Below are 17,739 nucleotides of genomic sequence, written 5' to 3' on the forward strand. Positions count from 1 at the left end.
ACGTTATTCGTTACCCTTCCCGTATGACGACACCCGAGCCGGTCCCCGAGGGCGACCCGAAGAGCCCGCCGGATCTCGGCACCGCGTTGCACCACGAACGTGCCCACCACGACAGCTGCCGCGCCGCCCTGGCCGCGATGGTCGAGGGCGCCGACCTCCACATCGTCACCGGCGAGGACGTCTCCGCCTCCGGCGCCGACGCCGAGGTCCTCGGGTACCGGCTGCGCAGCCACGCCAAGGCCCTGCACGAACTGCCCGAAGGCCCCCTGTTCTTCGGCCGGCTGGACTTCGCGCACGGCACGGGCGGCGAGCACGCGGGCCTCGCCCACCACATCGGCCGGCTCCGCATCAGCGAGCACCCGGCCGCCCCGCCCCTCGTCGTCGACTGGCGCGCCCCCGTCTCCCGCGCCTTCTACCAGGCGAGCGCCCGCGACCCCCAGGGCGTGGCCGTCCGGCGGCGGTTCGGCTGGGCTCCCGGCAGCCGGGGTGACTCCGCCGACCTCACGGGCCTGGAGGACGAGCGCCTCGACACGGGCGGGCACGCCGACGGCGGGGAGCGGGCCGGGCGTCGGCGGCCGGGCGGGCCGGGGCGGCCGGGCGGGATCGTCGCCCGTGAGATCGAACGGCCCCGCGTCGGCCCCATGCGGGACATCGCCGCGACCATCCAGCCCGAGCAGGACGAACTCGTCCGCGGGGAGCTCGCCGAGTCCGTGTGTGTGCAGGGCGCTCCCGGCACCGGCAAGACCGCCGTGGGCCTGCACCGGGCCGCCTACCTCCTCTACACCCACCCGCGGCGCATCCAGCGCGGCGGACTGCTGATCCTCGGCCCCAACCGCACCTTCCTCTCCTACATCGCCCAGGTGCTCCCCTCCCTCGGCGAGACCGGCGTACGGCAGTCGACCCTGCACGACGAGATCGCCGGCCGTCCGGCGACCGGGACGGATCCCGACCGGACCGCCGCCGTCAAGCACGACGCCCGGATGGCCGAGGTGCTGCGCCGCGCGGTGTACGGGCGGGTGACGGCCGGCCACGCCGACGACCTCTCCGTCCCCGACGACTCCTACCGCTGGCGGATCGCGGGCGACCGGCTGACGGACATCGTCGCCGGGGTGCTCGCCGAGGAGCCGCCGTACGAGATCGGGCGCGAGCGCGTGCGCAGCCGGATCGTGCGCCGGATCCAGGAGCAGGTGGAACGCCGGAGCGGGCCCCGCCCGGCCTCATGGACCCGCCGCATCGAACGGGCCCGGCCGGTGAGCGCGTGCGTGGAGGCACTGTGGCCGAAGCTGCGCCCGGAGGAGGTGCTGGCCCGACTCCTCACGGACGACGCGGAGTTGGCGCGGGCCGCGGACGGTCTCCTGGACCCCGGGGAACAGCGGGCCCTGCGCTGGTCGCGGCCGCCCCGCTCCCCGAGGTCGGCTCGCTGGTCGCCCGCCGACCTCGTCCTCCTCGACGAGATCGCCGGCCTCCTCGACCATCCCCAGGGCTATGGCCATGTCGTCGTCGACGAGGCCCAGGACCTCTCCCCGATGGAGTGTCGGGCGGTCGCGCGCCGGGTCCGCTTCGGCTCGCTCACCGTCCTCGGCGACCTGGCGCAGGGCACCACCCCCTGGGCGGCGGACTCCTGGCGGGCGCAGATGGCCCACCTGGGCAAGCCGGACGCGACGATCGTCCCGCTGACCACGGGCTTCCGTGTCCCGGCCGCCGTCCTCACCCTCGCGGGCCGCCTGCTCGACCTCCTCGACGCCGACGTGCCGCGCGCCGACTCCCTGCGCCGGGACGGCGAACTGCGCGTCCGGCGAGCCGACGGCGACCTGCGCTCCGCGGTCGTGGCCGCCGTCCGCGACGCACTCCCCCGGGAGGGCTCGATCGGCGTGATCGCCGCGGACCCCCAGGTCGACGGGGTCCGCGAGGCCCTGGCCGGGGCCGGCATCCCGACCTCCGGCCCGGACGATCCGGCCGCCCGGGTGACGGTCGTCGCGGCGACCCTCGTCAAAGGCCTCGAGTACGACCACGTCGTCGCCGTGGAACCGGCGGCCATCGCGCAGTCGGAGCAACGCGGCCTGAACCGGCTCTACGTGGTACTGACCCGCGCGGTCTCGCGACTGGAGGTGGTGCACGAACGGGAGTTGCCCTGGGAGGCGTGAGGAGGGTGGGGAGCCGGGGGCGTGAGGTGGGTGGGGGGGAGCGGGGCGGTGCGTGCGGCGCCGGAGGGGCGGGTTGCGGGTCGGCCGTGGTGGTGTCGGAGGGGCGGGTTGCGGGTCGGCCGTGGTGGTGTCGGAGGGGCGGGTTGCGGGTCGGCCGTGGTGGTGTCGGAGGGGCGGGGAGCGGATCGGCCCGCCGTGGTGTCGGCGTCGACGAGCCGGACCGCGCCGTGGTTGTCCGTCCCGGGCCGGGCTGTCCTGCGCCGGGCAGGTCGGGTGCGGGCGCAACGCCGCACGCCGCCGCACGCCCGGCCGACCGGTGGCGTCAGTTCCAGTTCTCCAGGGCCTCCCGCGTCGCCCGGTACCCCCGGTCGATCAGGTCCGGCACGCCGGCCGCCGACCAGGAGGAGTGGCCGGCGGTGTCGATGGTGACGGCCAGGTCGGCGTGGCGGCCGTGGGCCGGGTGGCCGGGGCGGGACTCGAACCAGCGGCGCCAGCGGGCGTTGCCGCGGCCGAAGCCCACGGCGATGACCCGCTCGGCGCCGAGCCGGTGCGCCGCCCAGACCGGAGACGGCGACAGCACGGCCCCGTCGACGCAGAGCGCGCCGCCCACCTCCAACCGGACCGGCGGGAACAGGCCGGGCACGGCGCTGCTGGCGCGTACGGCCGCCGTCAGCGAGCCGGAGTCGACCAGCCGGGGCGTCGTGGAGCGCAACTCCGTGACCACCGCGCCGAACCGGGTCGGCAGATCCTCGATCAGCAGGTCGCCGAGCATCTCCTCGATGTTGCGGACCAGGGGAGTGGTGTCCAGGAGCCCCAGGCGCGGGGCGATCGCCGCGGACCCGAAGTCCGCCCACTGCGCGCGCAGCAGCCGCCCGGTGATCCGCTCGCTGCCGGTCCCGGCCGCCCAGGCGCCGCCGATGAGCGCCCCCGCGCTGGACCCGGTCACCACGGACACCTCGATCCCGGCCTCCTCGACGGCCCGCAACACCCCGGCGTGCGCGGCGCCGAGGACCGCCCCGCTGGACAGGACCAGACCGACGGTGGGCGACTTCGGCGAGGCCACGTGCGCGCTCCCCTTCCGGGTGGAGCGCTCGGGTGGAGTGCTCGGGTGGGTTTTCGAGTGGGGTCTTCGGGTGAGGTGTTCGGGTGGCTGCTTCGGCGGAGTGCTTCGGCGGGGGCGCTCAGTCTGGAGTGGCGCGACACACTATTGCAAGCAGGTGCTTGCAATAGTTAGCAAGACTGGTGCACAGTGGAGCCATGGCATCGCTCAACGTCGGCAATCTCGGTGAGTACCTGCGCGAGCAGCGGCGCAACGCGCAGCTGTCGCTCCGGCAACTCGCCGAAGCCGCCGGCGTGTCCAATCCGTACCTGAGCCAGATCGAGCGCGGGCTGCGCAAGCCGAGCGCGGAGGTGCTCCAGCAGGTCGCCAAGGCGCTGCGGATCTCCGCCGAGACGCTGTACGTGCGGGCCGGCATCCTCGACGCGGAACGGGACGGGCAGGAGTACCGGGACGGTGCGACCCGCGCGGTCGTCCTCGCCGACCCCACGCTGACCGAGCAGCAGAAGCAGGTGCTGCTCCAGATCTACGAGTCCTTCCGCAAGGAGAACGGATTCGCGGACGGCGGCGGTGCGGCGGGCCCACGGAACGACGAGAGCGACGCCGACCCGCAGCAGACGGCCAGTTGACCGGACCAGGGGACCGGCCGCCCCGCTGCGGACCTGCACGACCCTCAGCCGAAATCGACGTATGTGAATCCGGGAGGACCTTCACCATGGCCATCACCGACGACCTGCGCAAGACCTTCAGCGACCCGACTCCGTTCTACTTCGCCGCGGGCACCGCCGATCTGGCCCTCCAGCAGGCGAAGAAGGTGCCGGGTCTGGTGGAGCAGCTGCGCACCGAGGCCCCGGCCCGTTTCGAGGCCGTCCGCAACACCGACCCCAAGGCCGTGCAGGAGAAGGCCGGCGCCCGCGCCAAGGAGGCGACCGCCAAGGCCAAGGAGGCGCAGGAGTCCCTCCAGGCCAAGGTCACCGACTTCATCAGCAGCCTCGACGGGGACATCAAGAAGATCGGCAGCACCCTCGACGCCGACCTGAAGAAGTTCGGCGAGTCCGCCCAGGACTTCGCGCTGCGCGGGGTCGGCGTCGCCGCCGAGTACGCCGTCAAGGCCCGTGAGACGTACGAGAAGGTCGCCGAGCACGGCGAGCAGGCCGTGAAGACCTGGCGCGGCGAGGCCGCCGAGGAGATCGAGGAGCTCGCCATCGCGGTCGAGCCCAAGTCGGAGCCCAAGCCGGCGCCCGTGGTCCAGCCGGTCGTGGTCAAGGACGTGCCGAAGCCCGCCGCGGCCGAGGCGCGGACCGAGACCGCCGAGGCGAAGAAGGCGGCGGCCGCCAAGAAGGCTCCGGTCCGCAGGCCCGTCGCGAAGAAGACCACGCCGCCGGCCAAGTGAGACCGACGGCCGGGACGGACACGGCGGACAGGGACATACAGTCACGGGCCGGGCACTCATGTGGTGCCCGGCCCGTTGTACGGGTAGCGGGAGTGCGGTTGCGGGTACGGTGACCGCGTAAGGACGAGCGAGTCGAATCGCGTCGAGTCGGGTGGTGGACGTTGTGCTGATCGAAGGCTTCGCCGGGCTGGTGTGGCTGCTCTACCTCGCCATGCTGGTCCTCGCCGTGGTGGCGCTGGTGATGGCCGCTCTGTTCCGTGACGACGCCTACCGGGCCGCCGACAAGCAGAACAAGGGCTTCTGGCTGATCATCCTGGGCATCACGGTGGTGGTGAACCTCCTGGTGCCGATGCTCTTCCTCCAGCTCGCGGGTCTCGTCGCCACGATCGTCTTCTTCGTGGACGTACGGCCCGCCCTCCGGCAGATCGGCGGTGGCGGCGGCTGGGGCCGCAGGCGCGGCGGCAGCAGCAGCGACGGCCCGTACGGCCCGTACAACGGCGGCCGCTGACCCCACAAGAACTTCCGACGCCCCGCAGCCCCCTACCAGGGCCGCGGGGCGTCGCCCTGTCCGACTCCGACTCCGGCTCCGCTCCCGCTCCAGCTCCCGACCAGCGTGGACGACAACCCACCTCGGGAACCGGAACCCCGCCTCGCGTCCGGTACCGGCCCCGGCGGGTGCTGCGGTCCTGGCTGCTGCTCGGCATGCGGCGCGGTCCTGCCGCTTGCCGCTCGGCCTGTCCGCCCGGGGGTCGGGCGGTTCTCGGCGTCCGCGCTGCGGCCCTGGTCTCCGACTCGCGGCCGGTCCCGGCACCGGCGCCGGCTCGACCGCGCGGGATCCCTGCTCCGCGGGATCCCTGCTCCGCGGGCTCTCCGCTCCGCGGGATCCCCCGCAGTGGGCGGCCCGTTCGGGCTACGGGAGCGGTGCGGGGACCCGGTCCAGCAGTACCAGTGCCACGTCGTCCGTCAGTTCGCCGCCGTTGAGCTCGCGTACCTCGTTCACCGCGGCCCGCAGCAGTGCCTCGCCGCGCAGTCCCTCGGAGAGTTGGCGGCGGATCATCTCCACCATGCCGTCCTGGCCCAGCCGTTCCCGGCCCTCGCCGATCCGCCCCTCGATCAGGCCGTCGGTGTACAGCATCAGGCTCCACTCGGCGCCCAGCTCGACCTGCATCCGCGGCCAGCGGGCGCCCGGCAGCAGGCCGAGGGCGGGGCCGTTGTTGTCGTACGGCAGCAGCCGCGCGGGCCGGTCCGGGCGGGCGATCAGCGGCGCGGGGTGGCCGGCCAGGCACAGGCCCGCCCGGCGGCCGTCGGGCGCGATGTCCACCGTGCACACCGTCGCGAAGATCTCGTCGTCGTCGCGCTCGTGCTCCAGCACCTGCTGAAGCGTGTTCAGCAGCTCGTCCCCGCACAGGCCCGCCAGCGTCAGCGCCCGCCAGGCGATGCGCAGCTCCACGCCGAGCGCCGCCTCGTCCGGGCCGTGCCCGCAGACGTCGCCGATCATCGCGTGCACGGTGCCGTCGGGCGTGCGGACGGTGTCGTAGAAGTCGCCGCCGAGCAGCGCGCGTGAGCGGCCGGGACGGTAGCGGGCGGCGAAACGTAGCGGAGAGCCCTCCAGGAGGGGCGTGGGCAGCAGGCCGCGCTCCAGGCGGGCGTTCTCCTGTGCGCGCAGCTTGCCCTCGGCGAGCCGTCGCTCCGCCGTGTCGGAACGTTTCCTCTCCACGGCGTAGCGGATCGCACGGCTCAGCAGGCGGCCGTCCAGCTCATCCTTGTAGAGGTAGTCCTGGGCGCCCACGCGTACCGCCTCGGCGCCGCGCCCGGCGTCGCCGGACGCGGTGAGCGCGAGCACGGCGTGCCGCGGCGCGAGCTGGAGTACGTGCCGCAGGACGGCGAGTTCGTCGTCGGACTCGCCCGCCCTGCCGGGCGCCGGCAGCGCCAGGTCCAGCAGGATGCAGTGGACGTCATGGGTCAGCAGCCGCTCGGCCTCGGTGAGGTTGCGGGCGGTGCGTACGCGGATCGGCCTGCCGTCCGCGTCGAGCAGGTCGTGGACGATCGGCGCGGCCGTCGGGTCGTCCTCGATCAACAGCAGGGTGAGCGTGGTGTGGGCGGTGCCCACACCGGTGGCGCTCACGCTGGTCGTGCTCACGCCTTGGTGGACGCCGTCGGCGGGCGTCGCGTTGAGCGCGGTGTGGTGCGCGCCGTGGTCGGGCGCGGTGTTGTTCCGGTTCTCGGCCGTGGTCGCCTCGTTGCGAACGGTTTCTTCCTTGGAGGGGCCGCCGACTATGGGCGCGGCCTGCGCCTGACCACTCTCCACGGCCGGGATCGCTCTCTGCCGCGGTACGGGTACGGGCATCGTCTTGAGTTCCTTCCCTCCCCCCGAGGGCATGGTGGGGACGAGGGACCTCGACCCACCGACGGGGACCATAGCGGCAGAAGGCGCCGCAACGGAATGGTGTGAGGCAGGCCGCTTGATCTCTGGCCACAGTCATATGCCGCGTTCTGTCCCGCATTTGGGCAGGGCGGGTGTGGTGCGGGGATGACGAACGTCACGTCCGCGCGGAGTTTGGCAGCGGGGTCGAGGTGGCCTGGGTCACGTGGAGTGCGGCGTCCGAAGGGCCGCCCGGTCACCGGGCCTCACGCGTCCGGCCGGACCACCCCGAGTATCGGCATCGAGCCCGCCCCCGCGAGCGTGACCGTGCGGCCCGGCCGCGGGGCGTGGATGATCGCGCCGTCGCCCACGTACAACGCGACATGGCTGGCGTCGTCGAAGTAGATGATCAGGTCGCCGGGGCGCATGTCCCCGACGGCGATGTGCGGCAGCTGCTTCCACTGCTCCTGCGAGGTGCGCGGTATCGCCTGCCCGGCGCTCCTCCAGGCCTCGGAGGTCAGTCCGGAGCAGTCGAAGCTGTCCGGGCCCTCCGCGCCCCACACATACGGCTTGTCGATCTGGGCGGTGGCGAACTGCACGGCCTTCTTGCCCTGGACGGACGCCGCGCTGTTGATCTCGTCGAGGACGCCGGTGTCCAGCCAGGCGGTCTGCGCCTCCAGCGCGACCTGCGCCTCCAGTTGTTCGAGGCGCTCCTTCTCCTTCTTCTCGAGCTGGGACTCGAGCTTCTCCGCCGCCGCGATCTGTTTCTCGATCTTCTTCTGGGCCGCGGCCTTCGTCTTGCGGCCCGCCTCCAGCTTCTGCCACTGGGTGGAGGCGTCCTGGGAGTACTGCTCCAAGTCCTGCTGGGTGCGGGCGAGTTCGCCGATCAGGCCCTTGGTCGCGCGCTGCCCCTGGAGCGCCCGGCCCGCGCCGTCGAGGAACTCTGACGGGTCGTCGGTCAGCATCAACTGCGCCTCGTCCGGCAGGCCGCCGGTGCGGTACTGGGCGCGGGCCGCGGCGCCCGCGCGGTCCTTGAGGTCGTCCAGCTTCTCCTGGCCCGCGACGATCTTCTTGGCCAGCTCGACGATCTCCGCCGACTGCTTCTTCGCCGCCTCCTCGGCCGCGTTGTAGGCGTCGGTGGCGACCGCGGCGTCGTGATAGAGCGCTTCGAGCTTGGTGCGGACGGCCTCGAGTTCCTTGTTGGACGCGGTGGAGGGGAGTGGCGGGGCCGTGGAACTCGTCGACGGCGACGGCGTGGGACTCGGGCTGGCGAACGCGGTGCCGGGTGCGCCCAGCACGGTGACCGCGCAGACCACCGTCACAGCCGCCGCGAGCAGGCCGCGCTTCCCCGTTCCCATACCCCGTCCCCCAACCACTGATTAACCGTCAGTAACTTACGGTGCCCGGGGGATCGTGCCACGTCACGGCCGAAAACGACAGAGGTGACGACGGAACGACGGAGCGGCGCAGCGACCGAAGCGGTCCTTCCCCTCTTCGCCACCCCGCCATGACGATCTCCCCGTCAGTGTGACGAACGACTCACGGAGATCGTTCCCGGTGGCCAGGGGGAAAGGAGGAAACGGTGGTTCAGCCGCCGGCCCGGTGCCGGGGCGCCAACGCCCCCCACCGCACCGTCACTTCCCCCTGCCGCCACCGCGCCGGCCCGTCCGTCACCGGCCAGTCGGCCGTCAGGTCCCGCACCGTGCGGATCCACCGCTGGCGGGCGCCGTACGACGCGTAGGGCGCGGCGGCGGCCCAGGCGCGGTCGAAGTCGCGCAGGAAGGCGTGCACCGGCTCACCGGGGACATTGCGGTGGATCAGCGCCTTGGGCAGCCGCTCCGCCAGGTCCGAGGGGCGTTCCAGGGAGCCCAGCCGGGTCGCGAAGGTGACCGTGCGCGGCCCTTCCGGTCCGAGCGCGACCCATACGTGCCGACGCCCGATCTCGTCGCAGGTCCCCTCGACGAGCAGACCGCCGCGGGACCCGGTCACCGGATCGGCCGGCGCGAGCCGCGCGCACAGGCGCTGCCAGACCGCGGCGACCTCGTCCTCGTCGTACTGCCGCAGCACGTTGGCGGCGCGTACGAGGTGCGGCCGCCGGGGCACCGGGATCTCGAACCCGCCGTGCCGGAAGTCCAGTCCCTCGCGCTCGTACGGTTTGGCGGCCGCCACCCGGGCCGGTTCGATCTCGACGCCCACGACACGCGCGCGTGGGGCGACGGAACGCAGCCGCCGCAGCAACTCGACGGCCGTCCAGGGCGCCGCCCCGTACCCGAGGTCGACGGCGAGCGGCTCGGCGGCGCGGCGCAGCTCCGCGCCGTGCGTCGCGGCGATCCAGCGGTCCATGCGGCGCAGCCGGTTGGGGTTCGTCGTCCCGCGCGTGACCGTGCCCACAGGGCGGGCGGGGGCGCGGGATGTCATGCCTACGAGGGTAATGCGGCACCACCTTCGGCCGACCCGGAGCCTGACCCTTGGCCCGACCCTGAGTACCCGACCCGGAGCACCAGCCCGTCCGGCGTTTGAGGACGAGGCCCTTTCGGGGCCGAAGCGGGGGTCCGGGGGCGGCAGCCCCCAGGGTGGGGACGGGAAAGGGCGGCGGGGGCGAGATCAGCCCGGCCCACGCGACGCCCGTCGTGCTCGAACGGTTGAGCGATACGTGGTAATGACTGAGCAAAAACCGCCCCTTTCCGAAACCCGCCCGGAATGGGAACGCCTTCCTCCGGCGTTGCAGCCCCTTGGAGGGCCCCACACCCTCTTTCCGGCATGCCCGCAGCAAGGAGGAACGCCCCGTGAGCCAGTACACCAACAGGCTCGGGCGTCGCTCTTCGGCGGCACCCTCGCGGCTCAGGCTCCACCGCCGCCCCCGCCGCGTCGCGATGCTCTCCGTGCACACCTCTCCGCTCCACCAGCCCGGCACCGGCGACGCGGGCGGCATGAACGTCTACATCGTCGAGCTCGCGCAGCGCCTCGCCGCGATCAACATCGAGGTCGAGATCTTCACGCGCGCGACCACCGGCGGCCTCCCGCCGACCGTCGAGCTGGCCCCCGGAGTCCTCGTCCGGCATGTCGACGCGGGCCCCTACGAGGGCCTCGCCAAGGAGGACCTCCCGGCGCAGCTGTGCGCCTTCACGCACGGCGTGATGCAGGCCTGGGCCGGTCACCGTCCCGGCTACTACGACCTCGTGCACTCGCACTACTGGCTCTCCGGCCACGTCGGCTGGCTGGCCGCCCAGCGCTGGGGCGCCCCCCTCGTGCACGCCATGCACACCATGGCCAAGGTCAAGAACGCCAACCTGGCCGACGGCGACACCCCCGAGCCCGCCGCCCGTGTCATCGGCGAGACCCAGATCGTCGCCGCCGCCGACCGCCTCATCGCCAACACGGCGGAGGAGGCCGACGAACTCGTCCGGCACTACCACGCCGGCCCCGGCAAGGTCGCCGTGGTGCACCCCGGCGTCAACCTCGACCGCTTCACCCCGGCGGACGGCCGGGCAGCCGCCCGCGCCCGTCTGGACCTGCCCCAGGACGCGCTGGTCCCCCTCTTCGCGGGCCGCATCCAGCCCCTGAAGGCTCCGGACGTGCTCCTGCGGGCGGTGGCCGTCCTGCTCGACGAGCGTCCCGAGCTGCGCTCCCGCATCGTCGTCCCGATCGTCGGCGGCCCCAGCGGCAGTGGCCTCGCCAAGCCGGAGGGGCTGCAGAAGCTGGCCGCGCGGCTCGGCATCGCGGACGTCGTACGGTTCCGTCCGCCGGTCGGCCAGGACCAGCTCGCGGACTGGTTCCGGGCGGCGTCACTGCTGGTCGTGCCGTCCTACAGCGAGTCCTTCGGGCTCGTCGCCATAGAGGCGCAGGCGGCCGGCACCCCGGTGCTCGCCGCCTCCGTCGGCGGGCTCCCGGTGGCCGTTCGGGACGGCGAGACGGGCTTCCTGGTGCAGGGCCACGATCCGGCCGCCTACGCGCGCGTGCTCGCGCGTTTCGCCGACGGCCCCGACCTCCCCGCCCGGATGGGCGCGGCCGCCACGGCGCACGCCCAGTCCTTCGGCTGGGACACCGCGGCCGCCGGCACCGCGGACGTCTACGCGGCCGCGGCCCAGTCGCACCGCCGTCGCGTACGCTCCGAGCATGGGTGACGTGGAGAAGACGGCCGCACAGGTCATCGAGGGTTTCCTGAAGGACGCGGAGCTGGAGTGGGAGAGCCCGGCCCCCGGAAACTACGTGGTCCAGCTCCCCGGCACCCGGAAACTCAAGACGACCGTCTCCCTCATCGTCGGCCGCCACTCCCTCTCTCTGAACGCCTTCGTCGTCCGTCATCCCGACGAGAACGAGTCCGGCGTCCACCGCTGGCTCCTGGAGCGCAACCTCAAGCTGTACGGCGTGAGTTACGCCGTCGACCGGCTCGGCGACGTCTATGTCACCGCCCGTCTCCCCCTCGCCTCGGTCACCGCCGACGAGATCGACCGCCTCATGGGCCAGGTCCTGGAAGCCGCCGACGGTGCCTTCAACACGCTCCTGGAGCTGGGCTTCGCGAGCGCCATCCGCCGGGAGTACGAGTGGCGGGTCTCCCGGGGCGAACCGACGCGCAACCTGGACGCGTTCGCCCATCTGACGCAACGCCCGGCCGACTGACGCGCCGACCCCGGAAGCGGTCGGGAGGAGTCAGGAAGCGTCCGGTTCCGGGTCCGGGGCGGGAGCGGTCGGGTTGGCCGGAGCGTCGAGCTGGTCGGCGAAGGCGCGCAGGGCGTCGGCCAGTTCCTGCTTGGTGGGCAGCTGGTCCAGCTTCTGGTCGAGCTCGTTCGGACGTCGGTCGATCTCGGCGAGGTCGGCGAAGAGTGCTGTGTCGTGTCGGTGTCCATGGAGGCGACGCCAGGCGCCGGTCATCAGCGGACGGAGGACTTCCGTCGATCTCCGTACCGCCCGGGGGTGACCCCCACCAGCTTCCGGAAATGCCGGGTGAGATGAGCCTGGTCGTAGAAGCCGGACGTCGCCGCCACCTCACCCGGCGGCCGCCCGTCGAGCAGGAGCCGGCGGGCCAGGTCGACCCGGCGGGCGGTGAGGTACTGGTGCGGCGCGATGCCGTACGCCGCGCTGAACGCCCGTACCAGATGGGCCGGATGGGCCGACACGAGCCCGGCGGCCTCGTCCAGCGTCAGGCCCTGGACGACCCGTTCGTCGAGCAGCTCACGCAGGCGGCGCGCGAGGTCCGGGTCGCGGCGCTCGGCGACGGTGCGCAGCCCCGCGCGCAGATGGGTCCGCAACCGCTCGCCGATCAGCGTCAGCCGGCTGTCGGCCTCCAGCTCGTCGCCGGGCCGGGCGAGCGCGGAGTGCAGCTGCCCGACCCGTCGGCGCAGCGCGGGATCGCGCAGGTCGGGGGCGTCGACGGCGGCCCCGATGAGGTCCTCGCCGAGCACCTCGGCGTCGAGGTACAGGACCCGCTTGCGGAAGCCGCCCGAGGTGGCCGGTGAGCCGTTGTGCGGCACGTGCGGTGGCAGCAGGGACACCGTGTCGTGCGGGGTGCCGTGCTCGTGCCGGTCGAGGTCGTACCGTACGGCGCCGTCGTCGACGATCAGCAGCGTCCACGCCTCGTGGACATGCATCGGGTACGCGTACTCGGTGAAGTGGGCATGGAAGACCTCCACCACGCCCGGGACGGCCGGGCGCCAGGCGGAGACGTCGGCTGTCCGCTGCGGGGCCATGCAAAGAACGTACAAGACGGCGTCGGGGGCCGGTCGGCAGTCTCGAACCATGAACGACGAGACACCCACCGCACCCGCCGCACCCGTCGCACCCATGGCATCCACCGCACCGATCTCACCCGCCGCCCCCCTTCGCTTCGACACGAAGATCGCCGTCCTGCTGCGCGAGGACCTGGAGACCTGGCAGCGCCTGAACGTCACCGCGTTCCTGGTCAGCGGCCTCGGTACGGCCCTCCCCGAGGTGATCGGGGAGCCCTACGAGGACGCGGACGGCGTGGCGTATCTGTCGATGTTCCGCCAGCCGGTGCTGGTCTTCGAGGGCGCGAAGGAGACGCTGACCGCCGCTCACGCGCGCGTGCTCTCCCGGTCCCTCCCGCGCGCGGTGTTCACGAGCGACCTCTTCGCCACCGGCAACGACCACGACAACCGCGCGGCGGTGCGTGCCGTACCGACGGCCGGGCTGGACGTCGTAGGACTGGCGGTCTACGGCCCGAGGAACGCGGTGGACAAGGTGCTGAAGGGCGCGCGGATGCACCCCTGAGCCCCGCACCCGCCGCTCAGACGGCGCCGGCCGCTCAGACGGCGCTGGCCGCGGGCTCGGCGGCGGCGCCGGCCTGCTCGCCAGGAACGGCCGCCGCGACCTCGACCTCGCCCTTGCCCTCGCCCTTGACCTCGTCCTCCCCGGGAAGGCGTCGCATCAGCACGGCGTAGCCGACGCCCGCCGCCGTCCCCACGACCGCGCACATCCCCCACAGCCACTCCGCCCCGAACCGGTCGATGACGAAGCCGGACATCACCGGGGCGACCAGGGAGGCCACGGCCCAGGAGAGCGTGTACATGCCCTGGTAGCGCCCGCGCCCGTGGGTGGGGGAGAGGCGGACGACGAGCCCCGTCTGGGTCGGCGCGTTGACGATCTCCGCCAGGGTCCACACGCAGACGGTGAGCGCGAAGACGCCGACCGAGCCGGCGAAGGCGGTGAGCCCGAACCCGTACCCCGCGAGGACCGAGGAGACGACCAGCAGCCGCCGTGGATCCCGGTGCTCGATGAACCGGGTGACGGGGATCTGCAACGCGACGATGAGCACACCGTTGACGGCGATCGCCATGCCGTAGTCGGCCGGCGCGAACCCGGCCGCGCCCATCGCCACCGGCAGCCCCACGGACCCCTGCTGGAAGACGAGCGCGACGAGGAAGGACAGCCCGACGACGCTCATGAACCGCCCGTCCCGCAGCACGGTCCCCAGCCCGACGCCGTCCTCCCGTACGGCCTTCTCCTCCCGCTCGGGCCGGGACTCGGGCAGCTTGAGGAAGACGACGACCGCGCAGACGAGGGTCATCCCGGCCTCGAGCAGGAACCCGGCGCGGTAGCTGACCTCGGCGATGAACCCGGCGGCCATGGAGGAGACGGCGAAGCCGAGGTTGATGGCCCAGTAGTTGAGCGAGAAGGCACGGACCCGGTCCTCGGGCCGGACGATGTCGGCCATCATCGCCTGCACGGCCGGCCGGGAGGCGTTGGAGGCCATGCCGACCAGGAAGGCGACACCGGCGATGGCGACGGGATGCTCGACGAACCCGAGCAGCGCCACGGAGACGGCCGTCGAGGTCTGCGCGACGAGCAGGGTGGGCCGCCGCCCGAGCCGGTCCGCCATGACCCCGCCGGCGAGCGACGAGACGACCCCGCCCAGCCCGAGCAGGGAGGCGACGAGCCCGGCGTAGGAGGCGGAGTACCCGCGGTCGAGTGTCAGGTACAGCGCCATGAAGGTGGCGACGAAGCCGCCGAGCCGGTTGACGAGGGTGCTGGTCCACAGCCACCAGAACTCGCGCGGCAGCCCGGACAGAGTCTCGCGAACGGCACGTCTCAGGACGGCGACGGACATGGCGGATCCCCCGGGATGCAAGTGGCTGATGCGAGCGGCTGGTGTAAGTGGCTCAGGCGGCGCTCAGAACTTACGAGAGGCGAAGCACGGGAGGCCACTCGATTAACAGATCCCGTCAACCGTCAGGGGGCCTGTCCGCTGTACGAGCGGGCGCACAACGGATCGGAGCGGTGGATTACGCTCATACGCATGGCCGACGCACCGTACAAGCTGATCCTCCTCCGTCACGGCGAGAGCGAGTGGAACGCGAAGAACCTGTTCACCGGCTGGGTGGACGTCAACCTCAACGAGAAGGGCGAGAAGGAGGCGGTCCGCGGTGGCGAACTCCTGAAGGATGCCGACCTCCTCCCCGACGTGGTCCACACGTCGCTCCAGAAGCGCGCGATCCGCACGGCCCAGCTGGCGCTGGAGTCCGCCGACCGCCACTGGATCCCGGTCCACCGCTCCTGGCGCCTGAACGAACGCCACTACGGCGCCCTCCAGGGCAAGGACAAGGCGCAGACCCTCGCGGAGTTCGGCGAGGAGCAGTTCATGCTCTGGCGCCGCTCCTACGACACCCCGCCCCCGCCGCTGTCGGACGACTCCGAGTTCTCCCAGGCCGGCGACCCCCGCTACGCGTCCATCCCGCCGGAGCTCCGCCCCCGCACGGAGTGCCTGAAGGACGTCGTCGTCCGCATGCTCCCGTACTGGTACGACGGCATCGTCCCGGACCTCCTGTCCGGCCGCACGGTCCTGGTCGCCGCCCACGGCAACTCGCTCCGGGCGCTCGTCAAGCACCTCGACGGCATCTCCGACGCCGACATCGCAGGCCTGAACATCCCGACGGGCATCCCCCTGGCCTACGAACTCGACGCAGCCTTCAAGCCGCTCACCCCCGGCGGCACCTACCTCGACCCGGACGCGGCCGCAGCGGCCATCGAGGCAGTCAAGAACCAGGGAAAGAAGAAGTAACGCGACACTAATAAGCCCCCGACCTGCTGTTTCTTGGCAGGGCGGGGGCTTATTAGTGGGGCTGGGCCGTCTCTGGGCCGTCAGCCGGTTGGTCGGGTTGTGCTCAGTGCTTCAGGAAGTCCGGCTCCGGCTGTCCTCTCGTCTCTGCCCGTGCCCCCGCATCGCGGAGGGCTGAGACGGCTGCCGCCGCGTCCTCCTCAGGCACGCAGGCGAGGATGACGGCGGGAACCCGCGTCGCCAGAACCTTGCTGCGCCACAGGCTCAGCCCCGTCAGCCGACGCACGACCTGAACGACGTCCATCACCCGGACACCGGGGTCAGTGATCACCACGTCATGAGGCACGTCGTCGCAAACCAGCAAGAAGTACTCGTCCGCCATTGTTCTCCCCGCCCCTTCCATTTCGGAGCGTACGAGCCCTCAGCCGTCATGTCGCATCGTCTTGGTGGTGTCGAAGACAGCGGCTACGGCTTTGCGACGGCATGAGGTGGGCGTAGACGCGCAGTGTCAGGCCCGGGTCCGAGTGGCCGAGGTACTCGGCGAGGGCCTTGATGTTCTCCCCGGCGTCCAGGAGCACCGAGGCGTAGAAGTGGCGAAGGGCGTGCATGCCGTTTTCGCGGGACTCGGCGTACGACTTGCCCGGCTTTCGGTCGGGGATCACCCCGGCCGAGGCCAGCGCCCGCTTCCACGCCTCCTCGTTGAGGGACGTCCGCCAGACGTGACCACCGCGCGGCCCGGTGAAGATCAGCCAATTGGCCATCGAAAGGCTCGGCGGGCAGCAGCCGCCGGCCCTCTTCGGATCCTTCGACGCCTACTCGGCGGTCGAGGCGAACAACTGGGTGGCGACGATCCTGCGCACCATCTCACCGGCCCTTGACACGGCAGCTTCCCAAAAAGCGTGGACGCGGCTCCACGACGACCGCATCGACACGAGACGAGCCCTCCTGCGACGGGAGCCCTGGACGGTATCCGTCACCCACGTCAGCACACGCATCACATGGACGGTCCGACCAGCGCTCTTCCTGCCGATGGCACACCGTCAGAGCAGGCAACTTCCCTCGTGCGCATACGACTTCAAGCCTCACAGGCCCCGTACGGCCGACTGAGTTACAACTTCTCTACTGGTTCAAGGCGGCTCGCTCCGCTCCCCGCGCGCTGCCCGGCCCCCGGCCGGGCCTGCACTCCTGTCTCCGCCCCGCTCCAGCCCGGCCGGCGCCCGGACCGCGCTTACAGCAGCCAGTCACCTAAAGGCCACGGAGGCGAATGAGCCTAAGGTGCACGATCAACACCCATCTGATTTCATGGAAATGTCCGCTGATAGCCGCGCCCGTACCGGCAGACAGCGTGAACCTTCACCAGCGGGGCCAAAAGACACCCGCCGCTTCTGCGGAGTTCTCCGCTTGGAACCCCACTCCGAGGTGAAAAAGATGCGTGCATCAAGGAAAATCCGCACCTACAGCGCAGCGGCAGCAGCCGGAGTGCTATGCGCCTGCATGATCCCAACGGGCATCGCCAACGCCAAGAGTGCCCCAACCGCACCGTCTGGCCTGCGAGTGGCAGCCACGGCTAACAACACATTCCTTCTGACGTGGCGAGACAACTCAAGAAACGAAACCGGGTTCGAGATCACCGACGGTATTTCGTATCGCCGGACGAGCGCGAACGACACCGCCGACAATTGGCACGTTACGCCCGGCACTTACAAGTGCTTCCGAGTGCGCGCCATAAACGGTGATGGTGCCTCAGCTTGGTATCCCGGCGGTACATACGTCTGCGGCACAACGCCGCGCTGAAAGAGCAAAGTAGCGTGGCTGAGGCCGGTGGGGGTGCAGCGAGACACACGCGCGCCTGGTCGGTCGGCGAACCCGCCGTCGTGGCTGGCTGTCGTCGGCTGAGGCGCAAACAGGCCCCGCATCGGATCCGGAATGACGACCGGGCTCGCTGTTTGAGAGAGTGAGAGGCGAACTTGTCAAGCCCGCCCATAGTGGCTGACACCAACGCCTGACACCAACAGCCCCGGACAGCGGCGGTCGGCGCCGAACCTTGGTGGACGGTCAGCCGGGGACCACGGCCGGTTGACCAACCTCACCGACGCTGAGTGACCGACCTGATAAGGATGAGGCCAATTTGCAAACATCCATGGCCGGGGCGGACCACCACCATCAACTGATGGGTGGCGGTCCGTCGAATTTGGACCAACTGTCAGCGTCCCCGCCGATAGGCCAGAACGATCCCGACGACAGCCAACGCTGCAGCTACGACGACAAACC

The 17,739-nt window shown here is 71.7% G+C and carries 17 protein-coding genes and 1 pseudogene; 9 read left to right on the top strand and 9 right to left on the bottom strand.

What is annotated here, in order from left to right; translation table 11 throughout:
* Positions 1–23 precede the first annotated feature (23 nt).
* On the top strand, positions 24–2,144 hold the full coding sequence (locus tag ACFVYS_RS30635; RefSeq protein ID WP_389507257.1) for a HelD family protein: 2,121 nt from the start codon (positions 24–26) through the stop codon (positions 2,142–2,144).
* Between the two features lie 322 nt (positions 2,145–2,466).
* Here the strand turns inward: ACFVYS_RS30635 and ACFVYS_RS30640 are convergent, their stop codons facing one another.
* On the bottom strand, positions 2,467–3,207 hold the full coding sequence (locus ACFVYS_RS30640) for a patatin-like phospholipase family protein (RefSeq protein WP_389507259.1): 741 nt from the start codon (positions 3,205–3,207) through the stop codon (positions 2,467–2,469).
* A 194-nt stretch (positions 3,208–3,401) separates the two neighbouring features.
* Between ACFVYS_RS30640 and ACFVYS_RS30645 the strand changes: the two genes are divergently transcribed.
* The 3 genes from ACFVYS_RS30645 to ACFVYS_RS30655 all read left to right on the top strand — a co-directional run bounded on the left by ACFVYS_RS30645 (position 3,402) and on the right by ACFVYS_RS30655 (position 5,102).
* Positions 3,402–3,830, top strand: coding sequence for a helix-turn-helix domain-containing protein (locus ACFVYS_RS30645; RefSeq protein WP_389507261.1), 429 nt, complete (start codon positions 3,402–3,404; stop codon positions 3,828–3,830).
* Between the two features lie 86 nt (positions 3,831–3,916).
* Positions 3,917–4,594: a hypothetical protein gene (locus tag ACFVYS_RS30650; protein WP_389507263.1), complete on the top strand. Its 678-nt coding sequence runs from the start codon at positions 3,917–3,919 to the stop codon at positions 4,592–4,594.
* A gap of 163 nt (positions 4,595–4,757) precedes the next feature.
* On the top strand, positions 4,758–5,102 hold the full coding sequence (locus tag ACFVYS_RS30655) for a DUF2516 family protein (protein WP_389507289.1): 345 nt from the start codon (positions 4,758–4,760) through the stop codon (positions 5,100–5,102).
* 402 nt (positions 5,103–5,504) lie between these two features.
* Here ACFVYS_RS30655 and ACFVYS_RS30660 read toward each other — a convergent pair whose 3' ends face one another.
* From ACFVYS_RS30660 to ACFVYS_RS30670, 3 genes are all read right to left on the bottom strand, one after another.
* The gene (locus tag ACFVYS_RS30660) at positions 5,505–6,941 is read right to left on the bottom strand and encodes a PP2C family protein-serine/threonine phosphatase (RefSeq protein WP_389507265.1); all 1,437 of its coding nucleotides are present in this window, start codon (positions 6,939–6,941) and stop codon (positions 5,505–5,507) included.
* A gap of 281 nt (positions 6,942–7,222) precedes the next feature.
* The gene (locus ACFVYS_RS30665; RefSeq protein WP_389507267.1) at positions 7,223–8,314 is read right to left on the bottom strand and encodes an NlpC/P60 family protein; all 1,092 of its coding nucleotides are present in this window, start codon (positions 8,312–8,314) and stop codon (positions 7,223–7,225) included.
* A 229-nt stretch (positions 8,315–8,543) separates the two neighbouring features.
* Positions 8,544–9,374 carry a class I SAM-dependent methyltransferase gene (locus tag ACFVYS_RS30670; protein ID WP_389507269.1) on the bottom strand — a complete coding sequence of 277 codons (831 nt, stop codon included), beginning with the start codon at positions 9,372–9,374 and terminating at the stop codon, positions 8,544–8,546.
* Between the two features lie 368 nt (positions 9,375–9,742).
* Here ACFVYS_RS30670 and mshA point away from each other — a divergent pair, with 368 nt between their 5' ends.
* The gene (mshA, locus tag ACFVYS_RS30675; RefSeq protein ID WP_389507271.1) at positions 9,743–11,080 is read left to right on the top strand and encodes a D-inositol-3-phosphate glycosyltransferase; all 1,338 of its coding nucleotides are present in this window, start codon (positions 9,743–9,745) and stop codon (positions 11,078–11,080) included.
* On the top strand, positions 11,073–11,576 hold the full coding sequence (locus tag ACFVYS_RS30680; protein WP_054243861.1) for a YbjN domain-containing protein: 504 nt from the start codon (positions 11,073–11,075) through the stop codon (positions 11,574–11,576). Before mshA ends, ACFVYS_RS30680 begins: the two co-directional genes overlap by 8 nt.
* Before the next feature lie 30 nt (positions 11,577–11,606).
* Here the strand turns inward: ACFVYS_RS30680 and ACFVYS_RS30685 are convergent, their stop codons facing one another.
* Both ACFVYS_RS30685 and ACFVYS_RS30690 read right to left on the bottom strand, forming a co-directional pair.
* Positions 11,607–11,828 carry a hypothetical protein gene (locus ACFVYS_RS30685; protein ID WP_389507273.1) on the bottom strand — a complete coding sequence of 74 codons (222 nt, stop codon included), beginning with the start codon at positions 11,826–11,828 and terminating at the stop codon, positions 11,607–11,609.
* Positions 11,828–12,643 (bottom strand): AraC family transcriptional regulator, encoded by an 816-nt coding sequence (locus tag ACFVYS_RS30690; protein WP_389507275.1) that lies wholly within the window; start codon positions 12,641–12,643, stop codon positions 11,828–11,830. Before ACFVYS_RS30690 ends, ACFVYS_RS30685 begins: the two co-directional genes overlap by 1 nt.
* A 49-nt stretch (positions 12,644–12,692) precedes the next feature.
* On the opposite strand from ACFVYS_RS30690, the gene ACFVYS_RS30695 reads away from it, so the two are divergent.
* Positions 12,693–13,184: a DUF2000 family protein gene (locus ACFVYS_RS30695; RefSeq protein WP_389507277.1), complete on the top strand. Its 492-nt coding sequence runs from the start codon at positions 12,693–12,695 to the stop codon at positions 13,182–13,184.
* Between the two features lie 34 nt (positions 13,185–13,218).
* Here the strand turns inward: ACFVYS_RS30695 and ACFVYS_RS30700 are convergent, their stop codons facing one another.
* On the bottom strand, positions 13,219–14,520 hold the full coding sequence (locus ACFVYS_RS30700; protein ID WP_389507279.1) for an MDR family MFS transporter: 1,302 nt from the start codon (positions 14,518–14,520) through the stop codon (positions 13,219–13,221).
* A 189-nt stretch (positions 14,521–14,709) separates the two neighbouring features.
* Between ACFVYS_RS30700 and ACFVYS_RS30705 the strand changes: the two genes are divergently transcribed.
* Positions 14,710–15,471 carry a phosphoglyceromutase gene (locus ACFVYS_RS30705; protein ID WP_389507281.1) on the top strand — a complete coding sequence of 254 codons (762 nt, stop codon included), beginning with the start codon at positions 14,710–14,712 and terminating at the stop codon, positions 15,469–15,471.
* Between the two features lie 103 nt (positions 15,472–15,574).
* Here ACFVYS_RS30705 and ACFVYS_RS30710 read toward each other — a convergent pair whose 3' ends face one another.
* Together ACFVYS_RS30710 and ACFVYS_RS30715 are read right to left on the bottom strand one after the other, a co-directional pair.
* A complete protein-coding gene (locus tag ACFVYS_RS30710; protein ID WP_389507283.1) occupies positions 15,575–15,850 on the bottom strand; it encodes a ribosomal protein L7/L12 in 276 nt (91 codons plus the stop codon).
* Between the two features lie 46 nt (positions 15,851–15,896).
* A pseudogene (locus ACFVYS_RS30715) lies at positions 15,897–16,217 on the bottom strand (tyrosine-type recombinase/integrase); the annotation flags it as partial.
* On the opposite strand from ACFVYS_RS30715, the gene ACFVYS_RS30720 reads away from it, so the two are divergent.
* On the top strand, positions 16,207–16,575 hold the full coding sequence (locus ACFVYS_RS30720; RefSeq protein ID WP_389507285.1) for a hypothetical protein: 369 nt from the start codon (positions 16,207–16,209) through the stop codon (positions 16,573–16,575). The pseudogene ACFVYS_RS30715 and the gene ACFVYS_RS30720 sit on opposite strands and share 11 nt — an antisense overlap.
* Positions 16,576–17,739: the final 1,164 nt, after the last annotated feature.

Source organism: Streptomyces sp. NPDC058295 (genome assembly GCF_042880655.1).
GTDB classification, from domain to species: domain Bacteria; phylum Actinomycetota; class Actinomycetes; order Streptomycetales; family Streptomycetaceae; genus Streptomyces; species Streptomyces coriariae.